The organism is Pseudomonas sp. HP_08, from assembly GCF_055284095.1.
In genome coordinates this window covers 119,678-136,870 of record NZ_JBTOQC010000010.1, presented here as the reverse complement: position 1 = coordinate 136,870, position 17,193 = coordinate 119,678, and the positions used below count along the sequence as shown (strand labels likewise).

Annotated in this window: 15 protein-coding genes; 9 read left to right on the top strand and 6 right to left on the bottom strand. The window is 62.8% G+C overall.

Annotated elements, in window-relative coordinates; genetic code table 11:
• Positions 1–46: 46 nt before the first annotated feature.
• Positions 47–415: an MmcQ/YjbR family DNA-binding protein gene (locus ACYAS9_RS10740; RefSeq protein ID WP_463568273.1), complete on the bottom strand. Its 369-nt coding sequence runs from the start codon at positions 413–415 to the stop codon at positions 47–49.
• Between the two features lie 113 nt (positions 416–528).
• Between ACYAS9_RS10740 and pcaD the strand changes: the two genes are divergently transcribed.
• Positions 529–1,320, top strand: coding sequence for a 3-oxoadipate enol-lactonase (gene pcaD, locus ACYAS9_RS10735; RefSeq protein WP_463568272.1), 792 nt, complete (start codon positions 529–531; stop codon positions 1,318–1,320).
• Positions 1,321–1,342: 22 nt separating this feature from the next.
• Here the strand turns inward: pcaD and ACYAS9_RS10730 are convergent, their stop codons facing one another.
• Positions 1,343–2,353 carry an AraC family transcriptional regulator gene (locus ACYAS9_RS10730; RefSeq protein ID WP_463568271.1) on the bottom strand — a complete coding sequence of 337 codons (1,011 nt, stop codon included), beginning with the start codon at positions 2,351–2,353 and terminating at the stop codon, positions 1,343–1,345.
• A gap of 293 nt (positions 2,354–2,646) precedes the next feature.
• On the opposite strand from ACYAS9_RS10730, the gene ACYAS9_RS10725 reads away from it, so the two are divergent.
• The 6 genes from ACYAS9_RS10725 to ACYAS9_RS10700 all read left to right on the top strand — a co-directional run bounded on the left by ACYAS9_RS10725 (position 2,647) and on the right by ACYAS9_RS10700 (position 9,235).
• Positions 2,647–3,894 carry a dienelactone hydrolase family protein gene (locus ACYAS9_RS10725; RefSeq protein ID WP_463568270.1) on the top strand — a complete coding sequence of 416 codons (1,248 nt, stop codon included), beginning with the start codon at positions 2,647–2,649 and terminating at the stop codon, positions 3,892–3,894.
• Between the two features lie 10 nt (positions 3,895–3,904).
• Positions 3,905–4,708, top strand: coding sequence for an SDR family oxidoreductase (locus tag ACYAS9_RS10720; protein ID WP_463568269.1), 804 nt, complete (start codon positions 3,905–3,907; stop codon positions 4,706–4,708).
• Positions 4,709–4,769: 61 nt separating this feature from the next.
• Positions 4,770–6,008 (top strand): styrene monooxygenase/indole monooxygenase family protein, encoded by a 1,239-nt coding sequence (locus ACYAS9_RS10715; RefSeq protein ID WP_463568268.1) that lies wholly within the window; start codon positions 4,770–4,772, stop codon positions 6,006–6,008.
• Positions 6,009–6,054: 46 nt separating this feature from the next.
• Positions 6,055–6,603, top strand: a complete 549-nt coding sequence (locus tag ACYAS9_RS10710; RefSeq protein ID WP_463568267.1) for a flavin reductase family protein — start codon at positions 6,055–6,057, stop codon at positions 6,601–6,603.
• Between the two features lie 60 nt (positions 6,604–6,663).
• Complete coding sequence (locus tag ACYAS9_RS10705; protein WP_463568266.1) at positions 6,664–7,602, top strand: SphA family protein; 939 nt, start codon at positions 6,664–6,666, stop codon at positions 7,600–7,602.
• A 94-nt stretch (positions 7,603–7,696) separates the two neighbouring features.
• Positions 7,697–9,235: a methyl-accepting chemotaxis protein gene (locus ACYAS9_RS10700; protein WP_463568265.1), complete on the top strand. Its 1,539-nt coding sequence runs from the start codon at positions 7,697–7,699 to the stop codon at positions 9,233–9,235.
• A 480-nt stretch (positions 9,236–9,715) separates the two neighbouring features.
• On the opposite strand, the gene ACYAS9_RS10695 is transcribed toward ACYAS9_RS10700, so the two are convergent.
• Positions 9,716–11,851: a TonB-dependent receptor family protein gene (locus tag ACYAS9_RS10695; RefSeq protein ID WP_463568264.1), complete on the bottom strand. Its 2,136-nt coding sequence runs from the start codon at positions 11,849–11,851 to the stop codon at positions 9,716–9,718.
• Between the two features lie 176 nt (positions 11,852–12,027).
• Here ACYAS9_RS10695 and ACYAS9_RS10690 point away from each other — a divergent pair, with 176 nt between their 5' ends.
• Complete coding sequence (locus tag ACYAS9_RS10690; protein ID WP_463568263.1) at positions 12,028–13,629, top strand: hybrid sensor histidine kinase/response regulator; 1,602 nt, start codon at positions 12,028–12,030, stop codon at positions 13,627–13,629.
• Between the two features lie 103 nt (positions 13,630–13,732).
• Positions 13,733–15,061, top strand: coding sequence for an LLM class flavin-dependent oxidoreductase (locus tag ACYAS9_RS10685; protein WP_463568262.1), 1,329 nt, complete (start codon positions 13,733–13,735; stop codon positions 15,059–15,061).
• 147 nt (positions 15,062–15,208) lie between these two features.
• Here the strand turns inward: ACYAS9_RS10685 and ACYAS9_RS10680 are convergent, their stop codons facing one another.
• The 3 genes from ACYAS9_RS10680 to ACYAS9_RS10670 form a co-directional block, all read right to left on the bottom strand.
• Positions 15,209–15,637: a nuclear transport factor 2 family protein gene (locus tag ACYAS9_RS10680; protein ID WP_463568261.1), complete on the bottom strand. Its 429-nt coding sequence runs from the start codon at positions 15,635–15,637 to the stop codon at positions 15,209–15,211.
• 135 nt (positions 15,638–15,772) lie between these two features.
• Positions 15,773–16,363: a histidine phosphatase family protein gene (locus tag ACYAS9_RS10675; RefSeq protein WP_463568260.1), complete on the bottom strand. Its 591-nt coding sequence runs from the start codon at positions 16,361–16,363 to the stop codon at positions 15,773–15,775.
• A 2-nt stretch (positions 16,364–16,365) separates the two neighbouring features.
• Positions 16,366–17,115, bottom strand: a complete 750-nt coding sequence (locus ACYAS9_RS10670; RefSeq protein ID WP_463568259.1) for an SDR family oxidoreductase — start codon at positions 17,113–17,115, stop codon at positions 16,366–16,368.
• Between the last annotated feature and the right edge of the window lie 78 nt (positions 17,116–17,193).

Below are 17,193 nucleotides of genomic sequence, written 5' to 3'. Positions count from 1 at the left end.
CGAGATTTTGCGAGCGCTGCGCACTCGGTCGCGGGCAGGCGCGCTCCTACAGGTGCTGTGTCGTCTGTTCATCCAGCAGCAGGCCGATCTGCCGGCGCTTTGAAAGCTTGCTCACCACCAACTGGTGCGAGCGGGTCAGCAGGTCGCGCAGTTCTTCTTCGTTCATTGTCTCGGGCCGGGCCAGGCTGATCCAGTGTGCGCGGGCCAGGTACGGCGCCGGGAGGATGCCGGGGCGGTCGACATAGCCCAAGAACAGATCGGTGGCGACCTTGAACGCCAGCCCGTCGCCGGCCAGGTGCATCAGCGCGAACATTTTGGTGTCGGCCACGGAAAACACCCGCACGCCGCCCCATTTGTAATCTTCACGGGCGCCGGGCAATTGCAGGCAGAACGCGGCAATGTCTTCGCTTTGCATAACGGGTCCTCAATGTGGAAGGTGTTCGATAGTCGCACGAATAATCGATCAGCGGATTGTCGCCGCCGGCCCCAGTCTTTAGTGTGCAGTCTTTATCCTGTCAGGAGCCTCGAATGTCTGCCGTGCACCTTGCCGATGGTCCACTCAACTACCTGCTCGAAGGTCCGGCCGATGCGCCGGTGCTGGTGTTCTCCAACTCGCTGGGCACTGACCTGCACATGTGGGACAACCAGATCCCGGCCTTTACCGAGCATTTTCGCGTGCTGCGCTACGACACCCGTGGTCATGGCCGCTCGCTGGTGAGCGAAGGCCCGTACAGCATCGAACAGAATGGCCGCGATGTACTGGCCCTGCTCGACGCACTGGACATCGATCGTGCGTACTTTGTCGGCCTGTCGATGGGCGGCCTGATCGGCCAGTGGCTGGCGATCAACGCGCCGCAGCGCCTGCACCGCGTGGTGCTGTGCAACACCGCTGCCCTGATTGGCAGCCCTGAAATCTGGAACCCGCGCATCCAAACCGTATTGCGTGACGGCCAGCCGGCCATGGTCGCGCTGCGCGATGCGTCGATTTCGCGCTGGTTCACCCCGGAATTTACCGAGCGTGAACCGGCCCGCGTCGAGCCGATCGTCGGCATGCTGGCGCAGACTTCGCCGCAAGGTTACGCCGCCAACTGCGCCGCGGTGCGCGATGCCGATTACCGCGAGCAGATCGCCTCGATCAAACTGCCGGTGCTGGTGGTGTGCGGCACCCAGGATGCGGTCACCACGCCTGAGCACGGCCGCTTCATGGTCGAGCGCATCGCAGGCGCGCAGCAGGTCGACCTGCATGCCGCGCACCTGTCCAGTGTTGAAGCCGGCGAGTTGTTCACCCGCCCGGTACTGGAATTTCTCACCGCGAAGTAAGCAGCTTGCGCCGGGATGCCTCTTACATCCCGGCGCGGCAACGCCGCGTAATCGACGGCAGCTCGCCGTAACGCTTGCGGTATTCCTGCGAAAACCTCCCCAAATGGGCAAAGCCCCACTTCAGCGCCACATCGGTCACCGACGCCTCGCGGTTGCTGCACAGTTCCTGATGCACCTGTTCCAGGCGCACATCGCGCAGGTACGCCATCGGGCTGGTGCCGGTGAACTCACGAAAGCCTGCAAACAGGGTGCGCACACTGACATCGGCGTATTCGGCCATTTGCTCGATGCTCAGCGGCTCATGGGCGCGGGCGCGGATGAACTCTTCGGTGCGCTTGACGAACCACGGCGACAGCTTGCGACCGTCGCCTGTGCTCTGGGGAATATGCAGGTTGTTCGGCTGGCCGTAGATCAAGGCATTGAGCAGGGTCGACTCGAACTGCTTGAACACCATCGGCTGGTGCAACGGATGGTCGGCGCAGCACAAGGCCTCCATCAGGGTGCTCAGCAACTGCAGAAAATAACCGCCGCCCGGGCTGTCGAGGCGCAGTTGCGGGGCAAACTGCAACGGTTTGTCCAGGTGGTGGCCCAAGTGCTGTTTGCAATGACGCTCCAGATCAAGACGCTCAAGACGCAACGCCAGTTGCGGCGCGTCTGCCGCCCAGCGCATGTACACCGGCGTGTCCGGGGAAATCAGTGAGGCGCACAGCGGGGATGAGGTAAACACCTGGCCGTCGCAGTCGATCTCGGCGCTGCCGCGAATGGGCATCTGCACCAGAAAGAAGTGCTCCAGCCGGCCGGGGTCGATCAGCACCGGCGCGCCATATTCCAGGCGGCTCAGCGACAGGTTGCCGCGCTGCAAATGGTGCATCGCGGCGCTGATCGCTTTCGAGGGGCCGGCGGCCCGAAGCTCATGGGGCTTGAACACATTGCCGACGTTATGCCGAATGCTCTCGGCATCGTTAAGCACGAACAAGCGGTTCCTTGCATTGAACAGTGGGGTCTCGGCTATCGACCGGGTTTCGGTGTTCATTTTCTACCTCGCGCACGCACGGTTTGCGAGCAGAGTGCGCCAGCCTGTTACCGGGCTTTTGCAGTATCCGGATAGTTTTTGCACTCACCGGATACTGCGGCACCTCTGCTGTTTCCAATGGCCACTTGAGCGGGCCTTTAAAGGGATATAGCAATCGCCGCGCCAGTTTTTGCGTTACCGGGCGGCCTTAAACTTTATGCAGGCGCCGGACAGCCCTTGCACGGATCGGATAGTGCGCCGTCGGGCTGTACCGCAAGAATGTTTCCAACGTCCATCGCATTGGAAACATTCACATGAAAGGTCGCTATATCACTGTCACACACCCTGCCGGTGAGCAGTTTCAGGCCTACCTGGCGACTGCTGTCGGCGGCCGCGGTCCCGGTGTGGTGCTGTGCCAGGAAATCTTCGGCGTCAACACGGCCATGCGCCAGGTGGCCGATGACCTGGCTGAAGAAGGCTACACCGTGCTGGTGCCCGACCTGTACTGGCGTCAGGTGCCGGGCATCGAACTCGATTACAGCGAAAAAGACTTTGCCATTGCCTATTCGTTGTACCAGGCCTATGACGAAGCACTGGGCGTCGATGATATCGCCAGCAGCCTGACAGCCCTGAGCCAGTTGCCGGAATGCACGCCGGGCGCCCAGGGCGTGGTCGGTTACTGCCTGGGTGGCAAGCTGGCGTATCTGGCGGCGTGTCGTTTGCCGCAAGTGGCGTGCGCGGTGGGCTATTACGGTGTCGGCATCGAAAATGCCCTGCACGAACTCGAAGGTCTGCAAGGTCGGCGCCTGGTGTTGCACCTGGCTGGCAACGACCAGTTCTGCCCGCCAGAGGCGCAAGCGCAGATTCAGGCCGCCGCCGGCCAGACGCCAGGGCTGACCACGCACCTGTATCCCGGTGTCGACCATGCGTTTGCCCGGCCCAAGGGCCACCATTTCGACAAGGCCGCTGCACAGATTGCCCATGAACGCACGGTGGCAGCGCTGCGCCTGAGCATCGGCCCGGATTACGATTTGTCAGCATTGTGGGAAGAGCACATCCGCCACGAATTCGACACTCGCGATGTGCCGGCAACCATGGCCACCATGGTTGCCGAACCTTACGTCAACCACATCCCGACCATGACCGGCGGCGTCGGTCATGCCCAGCTCAGCCGCTTTTACCAACACCACTTCGTCCACGGCAACCCGGCCGACATGGCCCTGACGCCGATCTCGCGCACGGTGGGGCAAACCCAGATCGTCGACGAATTCATCATGACCTTCACCCACGACAGCGTGATCGACTGGATGCTGCCGGGCGTGCCGCCGACCGGGCGCAAGGTCGAGATTCCGATGCTCGGCGTAGTGCGTTTCCGTGGGCCGAAGCTGTGCCACGAGCACATCTATTGGGACCAGGCCAGCGTGCTGGTGCAGATCGGCCTGCTCGACCCGAACGGGCTGCCGGTGGCGGGGCGTGAAACCGCCGACAAGCTGCGCGATGAAAGCCTGCCCTCCAATACGCTGATGCCCAACTGGGCCGACAGCGCCAGGCACTCGGCATAAGGAGCCTGTCATGTCCGCTTTTCTCAATGGCAATGCATTGCACGGCAAGCTGGCGCTGATCAGTGGCGGCGCGACCTTGATCGGCATGGCGGTGGCCCGCGGCCTGATCGCCGCCGGCGCCCGCGTCGCGCTGCTGGATATCGACCGTGAGGCCGGCGCGCAGACCGCCAGCCTGCTCGGCCCGCAGGCAACATTCGTCGAGGTCGACATCACCGACGATCCGGCGCTGAGTGCGGCGCTGGCGCAGGTTCGCGGCGAATGGGGCCCGGTGGACCTGCTGATCAACCTGGCCTGTACCTATCAGGACGACGGCTTTGCCTCGCCGCGCCAGGACTGGCTGCGCGCGCTGGACATCAATCTGGTTTCGGCGGTGGCGCTGGCCCAGGCGGTGCACCAGGACCTCAAGGAGCGGCGCGGTGCAATCGTCAACTTCACCTCGATTTCTGCCGGTTGCGCGCAGACCGGTCGCTGGATCTACCCGGTGTCCAAGGCCGCGATCAAGCAACTGACCCGCAGCATGGCCATGGACTTTGCCGGCGACGGCATCCGCGTCAACTCGGTGTCGCCGGGCTGGACCTGGTCGCGGGTCATCGCCGAGGTCAGCGGCGGCGACCGCGCCAAGGCCGACCGCGTGGCGGCGGCTTATCACCTGCTGGGCCGTCTTGGCGAACCGGACGAGGTGGCCAATGTGGTGACCTTTCTCTGCTCGCCGGCGGCCAGCTTCGTCACCGGCGCCGACTATGCGGTCGACGGCGGCTATTCGGTGATGGGCCCGGAACAGAACCAGCCGGCCATTCCCCGCCTTGCCGAATAAAGGCCTGGCTGAATCAACCTGCGTAACAGCGTTATCAACCTCGATCCAACGGAGAACAACAATGCGTCGTATCGCTATCGTCGGAGCCGGCCAGGCCGGGTTGCAACTGGGTCTGGGTCTGTTGGCCCAGGGTTATCACGTCACCCTGGCGACCAACCGCACGGCCGAAGAAATTCGCGGCGGCAAGGTCATGTCCAGCCAGTGCATGTTCAACAGCTCGTTGCAGATCGAGCGCGATCTGGGCCTGGATTTCTGGGAAGAGCAGTGCCCGGCGGTCGAAGGGATCGGCCTCAACGTGGCCAATCCCGAAGTGCCCGGCCAGTCGTTGTTCAACTGGAGCGCACGGCTCGACCGCTACGCCCAGTCGGTGGACCAGCGCCTGAAAATGCCGGTGTGGATGGCCGAGTTCGTCAAGCGCGGCGGCGACCTGCTGATTCAAGACGTGGGCATCAACGAGCTGGAGACGCTCTCGGCCAGCCACGACCTGGTGCTGCTCGCTGCCGGCAAGGGCGAGGTGGTCAACCTGTTCGCCAAAGACCCGGTGCGCACCGTGTTCAGCACCCCGCAACGCTCGCTGGCCTTGACCTACGTGAAGGGCATGACGCCGGTGTCGCCGTATTCGCGGGTCGCCTTCAACCTGATTCCGGGGGTTGGCGAGTACTTCGTGTTCCCGGCGCTGACCCTGAATGGCCCGTGCGAAATCATGGTCTTCGAAGGTATTCCTGGCGGGCCGATGGACTGTTGGCAAGGCATTACCAGCCCCGAGCAGCACCTGGAAAAAAGCCTGGAGCTGGTGCGTCACTACCTGCCGTGGGAAGCCGAGCGCTGCGCCAATGTCAGCCTGACCGACGACAAGGGCTTCTTGTCCGGGCGCTTCACGCCGATGGTCCGTCGCCCGGTGCTGACCTTGCCATCGGGCCGTGAGGTGTTCGGCATGGCCGATGCGCTGGTGGTCAACGACCCGATCACCGGGCAAGGCGCCAACAACGCCGCCAAGTGCAGCAAGGTGTACCTGGACGCGATCCTCGCGCAAGGCGACCAGCCGTTCAGCCGTACATGGATGGAGCAGACCTTCGAGCAGTACTGGGCGTACGCCGGTGAAGTGGTCAAGTGGACCAACAGCATGCTGCAACCGCCGGCCCCGCACCTGTTGCAGTTGCTTGGCGCGGCCAGCCAGTCGCAGCCGGTGGCCAGTGCAATCACCAACGCCTTCGATGACCCGCGCCAGTTCGCGCCGTGGTGGTTCGACGCCCGGCAGTGCCAGGACTTCATCCAGAACAAGAGCCAACAGGCCGCCTGAAGGCTGCTTCACGTTTGCCGCCCACACGATGAGCCGAGGAATAATCATGAACGCCGCGACCCTCAATGCCAGCACCCTGACACCCGCCGACCTGCTTGAAGCGCAAAGCCTGGATGTGCGCGAACTGCGCAACCTGCTGGGCCAGTTCGCCACCGGCGTGACCGTGGTCACCACCCGCACCGCCGACGGCCGCAACATTGGCATGACCGCCAACTCGTTCTCTTCCGTGTCCCTGGAGCCGCCGCTGGTGCTCTGGAGCCTGGCCCGCACGGCACCGAGCCTGAACGACTTTCTGCAGGCCAGCCATTTTGCAATCAACGTGCTGGGCGCCGACCAGCACGGCTTGTCCGGGCAGTTTGCGCGGCCTGCCAGCGACAAGTTCGCCGGCGTGTCCTTCAGCCACGGCAAGGCCGGCATGCCGGTGCTCGATGACGTGGCCGCCGTGCTGGTGTGCCGCAACGTCACCCAGTACGAAGGCGGCGATCACCTGATCTTCCTCGGCGAAATCGAGCAATGCCGATACAGCGGCGCAGAACCGCTGGTCTTTCATGCGGGCCGGTACCGTGTTGCGGCACAGCACCCAGCCCTTGGCTGATAAGCCTTTTCATACAAAACCAACATCTGCCGCCACCTTTGCTGTAACGGGGAGCTCATCATGAAAAAGCTGCTTTCAATCTGTGCCTGCAGTGCAGGCCTTGCGAGTGCGCAACTGGCCTGTGCCTACGACCTGCCAGCGGTCAACCTGGGGCTGACCAGCTTCATGGACGGCGGGCTGCCGGCCGGCGGCGGCTGGTACATCCAGCAATACCTGCAGAACTACTCGGCCAATCATTTGCGTGACAAGGACGGCAACGACCTGGCGTTGCCCAAGCATGAGCTGGATTTCCAGCTGGCGGTGACGCAACTCAGTTACCTGTCCGATCTGCGCCTGGGCAATGGCAATCTGGGCCTGAACTTCGTACTGCCGATCATCGCCGACATCGATGTCGACGACGGCCTCGACAACGCCGCCCTCAAGGCGCGCAGCGGGATGGGCGATCTGTTGATCGGCCCGTTCATTCAGTTCGACCCGATCATGGGCCCCGACGGCCCGCGCTTTGTGCACCGCATCGAATTGCAGGTCAACCTGCCCACCGGCGATTACGACCGTGACCGCGACATCAACCCCGGCAACAACGCCTGGTCGTTCAACCCGTATTGGGCCGCCACCTACTGGTTCACCCCGAAATGGACCGCCTCCGTACGCGCTCACTACCTGTACAACGGCAAGAACGATTCGCCCACCCGCGGGTTCGCTGGCGTGGACGATATCCAGGCCGGCCAGGCGCTGCACGCCAACTTCACCACCGATTATGCGGTCACCGAGCACCTGCGCCTGGGCCTGAACGGCTACTGGCTCAAGCAGATCAGCGACACCCGCTTCGACGGCCATGAAGTCTCCGGCCGCCGGGAAAAGGTCTGGGCCATCGGGCCGGGTGCGATGTACAGCTTCTCGCCTGAGGATCATCTGTTCTTCAACGCCTACTTCGAGCAGGACGCGGAAAACCGCCCTGAGGGAACCCGCGTGCAGGCGCGCTATGTGCACCACTTCTAAGCGATTGCTCCACAACGCTTAGGCTCTTTGCCTGCCTCGCGGCAGGCTTTTTTTGTTGGTTTTTAACAGCAGGCAGAACGGCGAGAGGCTTCTTATGCACACTTCATCCGGCGCTGCAGCGTTGATCTGCCGTACTGATGGTTCCGGTCGTATCGAACAGTGCAGCGAAGACTTTGCCGCTGCGCACGGTTATCCAGCCAGCGCACTGACCGGGCAAACCTTCAGCCGGCTGCGCCACGCCACAATGCCGGGCCCGGTGTTCGAGAGCCTGTGGGCCAGCCTGCGCGGGCAGGGGCCGTGGATGGGCCTGGTGTGTAACCGCCACGCCAACGGTGAACCGCTGTGGTTCAACCTCTATGTCAAACCGGTGTATGGCAGCGCAGGCGTGCAAGGCTATGGCGCGGTGTATCTGCCGGCCAGCGCCGAACAGATCCAGCGCGCCGAAGATGTTTACGCCCAGTGGCAGGCCAACGGTTCACCGCTGGGGCTCGGGCGCCGGCTGGCCCGGTTTGGTGCGGCGCATGGCGTGTCACTGGTGCTGGCGGCGGCGCTCGCTGTGCTGCTGCCTTTTTTACCGTCGGCGCTGTGGCAAACCGGCGCGCTGCTGGGTGGCGTACTGGCATTGGGCATCTGGCAGCAATCGCGCGTTGCCCGGCACCTTGACCAGGTGTTGGGGGAGCATCCCAAGGCGTTCACCCAGGCCGGTCTGGCCGAGGTCTACAGTGCGCGTGGCAGCAGCGGCGCGTTGGTGAACATGGCCTTGCTCAGCAGCGAAGCGCGCTTGCAGACGGCCTTGTCGCGCATCGGCCTGAGCGGCCGCACGATCGACCAGCACATGGCGACCCTGGTGGCGCTGATTCAGACCGAAGCCGGGCGGCTTGAGCAACAACGCAGTGAATCCGACCAGTCAGTAGTGGCTTTGACCGAGATGGCCGCGACCATTCAGGAGGTGTCGCGCAACCTGCACGACAGCGTCGGGGCGACCCGTGAAGCGGCCCGGTTATCGGCCGAAGGTCAGCAATTGAGCGAACAAAGCCTGACGGCGATGCAACGGCTGGCCGATTCGGTGACCGACATCAGCAGCGCCGCCGGGCAAATGGCCTCGGCCACCGACGCCATTGGCGCGATGACCGACATCATCAGTTCGATTGCCGCGCAGACCAACCTGCTGGCGCTCAACGCCGCCATCGAAGCGGCGCGGGCAGGCGATGCCGGGCGCGGGTTCAGCGTGGTCGCCGACGAAGTCCGCCAACTGGCCAGCCGCACCCAGCAAGCGACCCAGGATATTCAGCCGTTGCTGCTGAGCTTTCGCCACAGCACCGAAAACACCGTGCGCCTGACCCGCGAAGGCCAGGCCCTGGCCGGGCAGGGCACCCAGGCGGTGATGTCGGTGAATGCCAGTTTTGGCGGGGTCAACCAGGCGCTTGAACAGATCTCGGCCATGAGCGCGCAAATCGCCAGCGCCATGGAGCAACAAGGCCAGGTCGCCGATGACCTTAACCGCCAGGTGATGCAAGTTGCCGAATTGTCACGGATCAGCGCGGGGAAAGCGCAGGAAGGGCAGAGCATCAGCCAGGCGATCGGCCGTCAGCTCGAAGCCCTGCGTAACCTGGCCGAACGCTTTGACCGCTGAGACTGAAAACACAATTCCAGAAGTAAACACAGGCCCCGTAGGAGCGAGCGCAAGCTCGCGAAGGCTAAGGTACAGTCACTCCAAATGTGCTGATTTCACCGGCCCTTTCGCGAGCTGCGCTCGCTCCTACGCAATGTGTGTCGTACTCAGTATCAAGGCCCGCCCAAACTCCGTGGGAGGGAGCGCCAGCTCGCGAAGGCGAAGGTACATTCACCGCTAATGTACGGATTTAACCGGCCCTTTCGCGAGCTGCGCTCACGCCTACGCAATGTGTGTCGTACTCAGTCTCAAGGCCCGCCCAATCTCTGTGGGAGGGAGCGCCAGCTCGCGAATGCGAAGGTACATTCACCGCTAATGTGCGGATTTCACCGGCCCTTTCGCGAGCTGCGCTCACTCCTACGCAATGTGTGTCGCACTCAGTCTCAAGGCCCGCCCAATCTCTGTGGGAGGGAGCGCCAGCTCGCGAAGGCGAAGGTGCAGTCACCGCAAGCTCCACGAAACCCCGGCATACACTCCGGCACCTTCACCCGGTGTCGAGCGCGCCACATCCACGCCATTATCGTTGTACCCCGGTGTCACGGTGGTGGCGTAGCGCTGGTTGGTCAGGTTGCGCAGGTCCAGCCAAGTCTGCCATTGCTCATCCGCCGAGTTGTACCCCAGGGTGGCGCCCAGCAGGGTGTAGCTGTCGGCATAAAACGAGTTGGCGTAATCCACGGCCACTTTCGAAGCGTGCTCGGTATTGACCCCGAGGTACACGCCGCTGTGGTGGGTAAAGCGCAGTTCAGCCTGGTAGTAATGCTGCGGCAGCCCCGGCAAGCGGTTGTCGCCGAAGCGGTCGTCGTCGCGGTAGTGGAAGTCGCTCCAGGTGTACGCCTGGCGCAGGTTCACACGGCCAGCCGGGCCTTGCCACAGCGGGCTGTCCAGACTCAACTCGATGCCTTGGTGAATCGTCGGGCTGGCGTTGCTTTCGGCAACGATCGACGAGGTCGTGGGCGTCGCGGCCTGGATCTCGACACTCAACAGTTCATGCCGCAGCTGCGAGTAATACCACCCCATAGTCCAGTCGCCGGCCCAATTCTGACCTTTCGCGCCCAGTTCGACAGTGGTCGCGGTCTGGTTGTCGAGTTCCACGCCGCCGCTTTGCAAGCCGGTCGCGGCGCCGCTGCCGGCGGGGAAGTATTTGTTCGAGCCCCAGATCATCGACCACGAATGCGGCGGCTCGACCGAGCGGCTTACATTGCCGTACACCTGGGTTTGCGGGGTCAGTTGATAGCGCAGGCCCAGGCGGGCGGCGTAGTCCCATGTGCTCATGCTCAGCGGGTCGTGGGCGTCGGGGTAGGTGACTTCGGTTTCGCGGCGGGTGTAGATCGCCGCCACGCCGCTGGTCAGCCACAGGTCCTGGGCCACTTCCAGTTCGTTGGAGGCGTGCAGCACGCTGTCCGAACCCACATAGCTGTAGTCGCGGGTGCGGGTGCCGGGCGCAAAACCTGCGGTGTTGCCCGCCGGGCTACGGACGAATTCCGAGGTGCCGTTGTTCGGCAGGCCCTTGGTGTGGCGCAGGCCGACGGTGGTCTGGCTGGCCAGGCCGAACAGTTGATCCTGGCGAATGTAATTGAGCGTTCCGCTGATGTCGGTGTAGGCGACCTTCAGGCGGTTGGTGCCTTCGCGCAGGTCCATCGGGTAGTCGTGGTAGACCAGCCCGGTTTCCAGCCGCGAGTTGTCATCCAGATAAACCGTGGTCTTGTTTGCCAGCCAGGTGCTGCCCGGCTGCACGCGCTTGTTGTCGCGGGCCACGTTGATCGGGCTGGCGGCGCGCGGGTCGTGGCGAATCTGCTCGCGGGTCAGGCGGCCCGGCGTTTCATAATCGTTTTCGCGGTAGCGAAAGTAGAAGCGCGTCTCCAGGTTGGGGCTGAAGCGATAGCCGACATTGGCCGCGATGCCTTGGCTGTTGCCGGCCGTCTGGTCCTGAAAACCATCGGTGCGCGAGTCGGTGAGGCTGACGTAGTAATCCAGATCGCCCAGCACCTGGCCGGAGCTGATCTGGCGCTTGCTGTAGCCGTGGCTGCCCAGTTCGTAACGCAGTTGCAGGGGCGCCGCATCGTAACCGGTGTGGGTCACGTAATTGACCGCGCCGCCCAGTGCCAGCGCGCCACGGTCGAAACCGTTGGCGCCGCGATAGACCTCGACCCGGCTCAGCCACAGCGGCTCCTTGAGTTCATAAGGCGTGCCGCCAGAGCCGGTCAGCGGCAGGCCGTCGAACATCTCGTACAACCCCGAAGCATGCCCGCCCGGCGCACGGTTCAGGCCCGAGCCGCGAATCGACAGCTTGCTGCCTTCGTTGTGCGCGGTGCGTGCGTAGATGCCCGGCTGGTACTTGAACACCTCTTCGTTGCTGCTCACCCGACCCTGGTCGACGCGGTTCATGTCCACCACATTGGTCGCGCCGGGCACGTGTTGCAGGCGCTCTTCGGCGTCCTGCACGGCATTGCTCTCGCTGGCGTTGACCTCGATGCCCGACAAGGTGACCGGCTGGCCTGCCGCCAGTGCCTGGGGCGCGCAGGCCAGCGCGGCGCTCAGGGCACTGATGGCAAACAGGGGAGTGGGTTGCAGGGGCATGGGCCTTGTTCCTTGGTGCGGTAGTAGGGCGGGGGGTGACTTTACGCTGTGATTCGATGCCGCGCCGGCCTGCGACGTCACGTCGCGACCGATTAACGGCGCTTTGTAGAACTCTTTGCACGCTGTACCGGTCGTAGCCGTTGAGTAGTTGCCAATTAATATCAGGGGATCTGGGCGTGGCGCACGATAAAACACGGGTCGACAATGCAGCAACCGGTGATCTGTCCCATCAGGGCAAGAACATCTTCTTTGCGGCCGTGGAAACCACGCGCATGCCGATGATCGTCACCGACCCGAACCGGCCGGACAACCCGATCATCTTTGCCAACCAGGCCTTTCTGAAAATGACCGGCTACAGCACTGCCGAAGTACTGGGCCACAATTGCCGGTTTCTCCAGGGCCCGGAAACCGACCGCCAGGTGATCAGCGATATTCGCCAGGCCATCGCTACCCGCACTGATATTTCCACCGAGGTGCTCAACTACCGCAAGGACGGCTCGACCTTCTGGAACGCGCTGTTTATCTCGCCGGTCCTGAATGACAACGGTGAGCTGATCTATTTCTTTGCGTCCCAACTGGACATCAGCCGCCGCCGCGATGCCGAAGACGCGTTGCGTCAGGCGCAGAAGATGGAAGCGCTGGGCCAGTTGACCGGTGGCATCGCCCATGACTTCAATAACCTGTTGCAGGTCATGGGCGGCTATATCGACCTGATCGGCAGCGCCGCCGACAAACCGCAGATCGATGCGCAGCGCGTGCAGCGCAGCGTTTATCACGCCAAGGCCGCGGTCGAGCGTGCCAGCACCCTGACCAAGCAATTGCTGGCCTTTGCCCGCAAGCAGAAACTGCAGGGCCGGGTGCTCAACCTCAATGGCTTGGTCGATGCCAGCGAGCCGATGATCGAGCGCACCTTTGGCGCCCATGTGCTGGTCGAAACCGATCTGGAGCCGGCGTTGCGCAACTGCCGCATCGACCCGACCCAGGCCGAAGTCGCGCTGCTGAACATTTTCAACAATGCCCGCGATGCGCTGGTGGGCAGGGCCAACCCGAAGATTTTCATCGAGACCCGTAACGTTGTGGTCCACGACATGGCGAGCATGTCCACCGACGGGCTGTTGCCGGGGCACTACGTGTGCATTGCGATCACCGACAATGGCACCGGCATGCCGGCGAGCATTCGTGACCGGGTCATGGACCCGTTCTTCACCACCAAGGAAGAAGGCAAGGGCTCAGGCCTGGGGCTGTCGATGGTCTATGGCTTTGCCAAGCAGTCCGGCGGCTCGGCGCGCATCTATACCGAGGAGGGCGTGGGCACCACCTTGCGCCTGTATTTCCCGGTGGACGAAGCCAGCGTGTCCAGCCAAGAAGTGCAGCATGTGTCCGATCAACGCCAGGGCAGCGAGCGCATCCTCATCGTCGAGGACCGCCCGGATGTCGCCGAGCTGGCCAAAATGGTGCTGGATGACTGCGGTTATGCCACCGACATCGTCTTCAATGCCCGCGAAGCGCTGGGCAAGTTTGACTCCGGCGCCCAGTACGACCTGTTGTTCACCGACCTGATCATGCCCGGTGGCATGAACGGCGTGATGCTTGCCCGTGAGGTCAAGCGCCGGTACCCACAGGTCAAGGTGCTGCTGACCACCGGCTATGCCGAAAACTCGATCGAGCGCACCGACATGGGCGGTTCGGAATTCGATGTGGTGTCCAAACCGTGCATGCCGCAGGACCTGGCGCGCAAGGTGCGGCAGGTGCTGGACGGGCCGAACGGGATTTCCTGAGTCGCCTTATTTCTGCATGGCATAACACCAATCAATTCGTTATTGGACCGACCAGTCTGCAATCCAGATGCTGAAAGACCTCTTTCTTCATCGGAGCTGCCTGATGAGCGCTCAGCGCCAACTCAAACTCGGGGCCTTCATGCGCCCGGTCAGCATTCACACCGGTGCCTGGCGTTATCCAGGCGCCTGGCCAGACGCCAATTTCAATCTCAAGCACCTCAAGGCACTGGCGCGCAAACTGGAAGAGGGCCGCTTCGATGCCTTCTTCATGGCCGACCATCTGGCGGTGCTGAACATGCCCATCGAGGCGCTCAAGCGCAGCCATACCGTCACCTCGTTCGAGCCGCTGACCCTGCTGTCGGCCTTGAGCCAGGTCACCGAACACTTGGGCCTGGTCGCCACGGCCTCTACGACGTTTGAAGAACCGTTCAACCTGGCCCGGCGCTTTGCCTCGCTGGACCACCTGAGCGAAGGCCGTGCCGGCTGGAATATCGTCACCACGGCCAACCCCGATGCGGCGCTGAATTTTGGCCTGGATCAGCACTACGAACATGGCCAGCGCTATGCCCGCGCGCGGGAGTTCTACGACGTGGTCACCGGGCTCTGGGACAGCTGGGCCGACGACGCCTTTACCCGCAATGTCGAGAGCGGTGAGTTTTTCGACCCGCAGCGCCTGCATACGCTGGCGCACAAGGGCGAGTACTTTTCCGTGCGCGGCCCGCTGCACATCGCCCGACCGGTGCAGGGCTGGCCAGTGATCGTCCAGGCCGGCTCCAGCGAGCCCGGCCGGCAACTGGCAGCGCAAACCGCCGAAGTGATCTTTGCCGCGCCGTCGACGCTGGAAGAGGGCCGCCAATTCTATGCCGATGTCAAAGGCCGCATGCCGGCGCTGGGGCGTGACCCGGACCATCTGAAAATCCTCCCGGCCGCCTTTGTAGTGGTCGGCGATACGCTGGAACACGCCCGTGCTACCCGCGCACGTCTCGACAGCCTGGTACATGAACAAAGCGCCATCGCCTCGTTGTCGATTGCGTTGGGTACCGATGTTTCAGGTTTCGATCCGGATAAATTCCTGCCGTCGATTCCGGACACCAACGACAGCAAAAGCAGCCGCGAGCGGGTTCTGGAACTGGCTGATCGTGAACAATTGACGGTACGCCAGCTGGCCCAGCGGCTGGGCGGCTATGCAGGGCTGGCCTTTGTCGGCACACCGGCCAGCATTGCCGATGAGATGCAGCAGTGGCTGGACGAACGCGGCAGCGATGGCTTCAACATCATGTTCCCGTGGTTGCCGGGCGGGCTGCATGACTTTGTCGACAAGGTCGTGCCCGAACTGCAGGCCCGAGGTATTTTCCGTCGCGAATACGAAGGCCGTACCTTGCGCGAGAACCTTGGGTTACCCCGGCCGCAGAACCGGTTTTTTGCGGATTGACTCTTCAGACAAGCACCTTGGCCCACTCTGCGGCGAAGGTGCTGTCCTCGCGCCATAACAGAGCATTCCACCCTGATCCCTGCGCCAGGCGGTGTCGCCAGCAGCGTGGGTCAGTGCTGGCGACACAGGTCCGGCTGGACCGGGTTATCAGAAGCGAAATGCCTGACGACCGATCAGTAACCACTGGCCGTTCTGTTTCTGCCAGACCTGAAAGTTTTCGATTTCTGTAGGCACTACTTTTCCGCTGTTTACGGCCTGAGCCGAAAAGTGGTTGCGCACCAGCGCGACATCCCCGGACAGAGTGATCTTCTGGTTAAGCATCTTCAGCTCGTTGAACGCGCTTTTACCGGTCTCGATGTCGGCGATGAACGCCTGCTTGTCCTGAATGTTGCCGCTTGAATGCCCATACGTCAGGTTGTCGGCGGTCAGTGCCTTGAGTTGCGCTATATCCTTGTGCCACATGGCTTGGGTCAACTTGTCGACGGCGGTGGCGACATCGCTTTCATCAGTGGTCGCGGCTGCGACATAGCCAGTGAACAGGCACAGGAAACCTATCAGCAATTTCAGCTTTTTCATGCTCAGATCCTTTTGTTGTATTTGTCGGAAACGATACGGAACGAAAAGTCGCAGATGATTGGCTTATCAGTCATCGTATGACCTGATCGATTCTGCCTGTCTGATGAGCGTCAACGCAAGTTTTGTAAATTGGCTTCAAACAGGAGCAGCCCCTAATTTCAGCGGCAAACCACCCACCGTGACGTTCTCCAGCTCCAGCACCTGGCCGTTGTTCAACTGCCAGTCGAAATAATCGCTGAAGTCATCACGCACCAGCGCCCGCACGGTCTTGGCGACAAACCCGTGCGCGACCAGCACCAGCGTCTTGCCCTGATAATCCTTGCTCAATTCGATCAAGCCCTCGCGAACCCGATGCGCCACGTCCCTGATGGTTTCGCCGCCGTCCGGCGCGGCATCCCATTGCCGGGTGATATTGCGCGCCCACAAGTGCGGGTATTGCTCGCGGGCTTCGGCCTGGGTCAGGCCCTCGAAGACGCCGACATTGCGCTCGCGAAACTGCGTGTTCACCCGCAAGGGGCGTTGCCATTGCTGGTTGAGAATCTCGGCGGTCTGCCGGGCGCGTTGCAGCGGGGAGGTGAGGATGGCATCGATGTTCGCCGGCAAGTGCGCGCGCAATGCCTGGGCCTGTTGCCGGCCCTGTTCGGTCAGTTCCGGGTCGAGCGCGCCCAGATAGCGGTGTTCGCGGTTGGCCAGGGTTTCACCGTGACGAATGACGTACAGCTTCATGCTCACAGATTCCCCACGCCGCCATCGACCAGCAACTCGGTGCCGACCACAAAGCGCGATTCGTCCGAAGCCAGGAATACCGCGGCCTGCGCCAGTTCCCATGGCGTACCGAGGCGCCCGAGCGGCACCAGCTCACGAATCTGCGCGCGCAGGGCTTCTTGCTGTTCTGGCGGCAGGCCGAGCTTGCCAAGCGCTGCGGTTTCGGTCGGGCCAGGGCTCAAGCCATTGACGCGAATGCCACGGCCGATCAACTCACCCGACAGCGTGCGCGCCAGCGACAGCAGGCCGGCCTTGCTGGCCGCATAAGCGCTGCTCTGCGGCAGGCCGATCTGCGCACTGACCGAGCCGCAGAGGATCACCGACGACGGATTGGCCAACAGCGGCAGCAGCGCCTGGATCAGGAAAAACGGTCCCTTGAGGTTGGTGTTCAGCAACTGGTCCCACGCGGCTTCGTCCCAGTCTTGCAGCGAGCGATGGGTCACATCGCCGGCATTGGCGAACAGGATGTCGAGACGCGGCCAGGCAGCGCTTAACTGTTGGGCCACTGCCGCTTGACCCGCGCTGTCGCCGGCATCGCTCTGAATCAGCAACACACGGTCGCCCAGGTGTTCGCGGGCCTGTTGCAGCCCTTGCTCGCTGCGCCCGGTGATGGCCACCGTGGCGCCCTGGGCGAGAAATTCACGGGCGGTTTCCAGGCCAATGCCGGACGTGCCGCCAGTGATCAATGCAAATTTGTCCTTGAGGCGTGACATACGGTGCAGGCTCCCGTGTGTTGTCGGTTATAAATCCTGCGGTTCTTATAAACAGCCTCATTGAGCGGGTAAAAGGCT